Origin of the sequence: Bradyrhizobium sp. LTSP857 (assembly GCF_000938285.1) — a bacterium.
Lineage (GTDB): Bacteria > Pseudomonadota > Alphaproteobacteria > Rhizobiales > Xanthobacteraceae > Bradyrhizobium.
The window spans coordinates 1-2,022 of record NZ_JYMS01000009.1 but is presented as its reverse complement, the minus strand read 5'-3'; the positions used below and the strand labels follow the sequence as shown (position 1 = coordinate 2,022).

At 61.8% G+C, this 2,022-nt stretch carries 2 protein-coding genes; both read left to right on the top strand.

Annotated features, from left to right (window positions below):
• The coding region (locus UP06_RS05755; protein ID WP_045001303.1) for a DUF1522 domain-containing protein at positions 1 to 1,102 on the top strand (1,102 nt) is incomplete at its 5' end.
• A 359-nt stretch (positions 1,103 to 1,461) separates the two neighbouring features.
• A partial coding sequence (locus UP06_RS05750) for a flagellin N-terminal helical domain-containing protein (protein ID WP_045001302.1) occupies positions 1,462 to 2,022 on the top strand: 561 nt, incomplete at its 3' end.

The window sequence follows — 2,022 nt, the reverse complement described above, 5'->3', positions numbered from 1 at the left end:
CGGCAACTCGACGGTCTATCTCCAGGCCGGCACGGTCAACGACGTGCTGAAGGCGATCGACCTTGCCACCGGCGTGCAGACCGCGACGGTCAACGCCAACGGCACTGCATCGCTTCTGACCGCAACTGGCCAGTCGAACTCGACGATCAATTCGTCTGGTCAGCTCAAGATCTCGACCGGCGTCAATGCCGATCTGTCGATCACCGGCACCGGCAACGCGCTGAACGTGCTCGGCTTTGCCGGCAACACCGGGACCTCGAGCGCCTTCACCGCGGCTCGTACCTCCGGCGTCGGCGGCATCACCGGCAAGACCTTGACCTTCAGCTCCTTCAACAGCGGCACGGCGGTCAATGTCACCTTCGGCGATGGCACCAACGGCACGGTCAAGACGCTTGACCAGCTCAACACGGCGCTTCAGGCCAACAACCTGACCGCGACGATCGACGCCAACGGCCTGCTGACGGTCTCGACCACCAACGACTTCGCGTCCTCGACCATCGGTTCGAGCGCTGCGGGTGGTGCGATCGGCGGCACGCTGACCTCGTCGCTGACGTTCTCGACGGCTTCCAGCCCCGTCCAGGACACGGTTGCGCAGACGTCGCGTGCAAATCTGGTCTCTCAGTACAACAACATCCTGAACCAGATCGACACGACCTCGCAGGACTCCTCGTTCAACGGCGTCAACCTGTTGAACGGCGACCAGCTCAAGCTGGTGTTCGACGAGACCGGCAAGTCCAACCTCAGCATCACCGGCGTGACCTACAACTCCAAGGGTCTGGGCCTCGCCTCGTTGACCAGCGGTGTCGACTTCATCGACAACTCCGCCACCAACAAGGTGTTGTCGAACCTGAACGCCGCGTCGAGCACGTTGCGCTCGGAAGCCTCGAGCCTCGGTTCGAACCTCTCGGTCGTGCAGGTTCGTCAGGACTTCAACAAGAACCTGATCAACGTGCTGCAGACCGGTTCGTCGAACCTGACCCTGGCGGACACCAACGTCGAAGCGGCGAACAGCCAGGCGCTGTCGACCCGTCAGTCGATCGCGGTCTCCGCGCTGTCGCTGGCCAACCAGTCGCAGCAGAGCGTGCTCCAGCTGCTCCGCTAATAAGCGGACAACATCGCAAGACAATAGAGCGGCGGGGCTTCGGCCCCGCCGCTTTCTTTTTGCCCGGGCGTTGTTTGCGTCGCGCAGTGACGTGAAGACGATGCATTCATATGCAGCCGATTGCTCACTCTGAGTTATGGTTGACAAGTAGCAAATGGTTGGCGGCTGCAACGAAAAGCATCATTCTATCATGGCGATACGCATGAGCTCGATTTCGCTCCGATCGCTCATATGGTGAATCCACGCGAGGTCTGGCGCGACACACTTCATGCTTTGTTAGCCACCTACGTTCACCGTCCCGGACATCGATTAATCCTAATCGAAGTTTGTTGCGTTGCGTACCAGAAGGGTAACACTCAATGTCCGGTATTGTTCTCTCCTCATCGGTTCGTCAGAACCTGCTCTCTCTCCAGTCCACCGCTGATCTTCTCGCCACCACTCAGAGCCGTCTGTCGACCGGCAAGAGCGTCAACTCGGCCCTGGACAATCCGACCAACTTCTTCACGGCACAGTCGCTCGACAACCGCGCCAGCGACATCAACAATCTGCTCGATGGTATCGCCAACGGCGTGCAGGTGCTCCAGGCCGCCAACACCGGCATCACCTCGCTGCAGAAGCTGATCGACTCCGCGAAGTCGATCGCCAACCAGGCGCTGCAGACCACGGTCGGTTACTCCACCAAGTCCAACGTCTCCACCACGATCGCGGGTGCGACGGCGGCCGACCTGCGCGGCACCACCTCCTTTGCCAGCGCGACTGCGAGCAGCAACGTGCTGTTTGACGGCGCGGCGGGCGGCACCACGGCGGCGAGCGGCACCACGACCCTCGGTGCGACCATCGGCGCCCTGACGGGTTCGACGGCAACGACCGGCGCCGGCGGCACCACCGCCCTGACTGGCACCATCACCCTGATCGCCGCC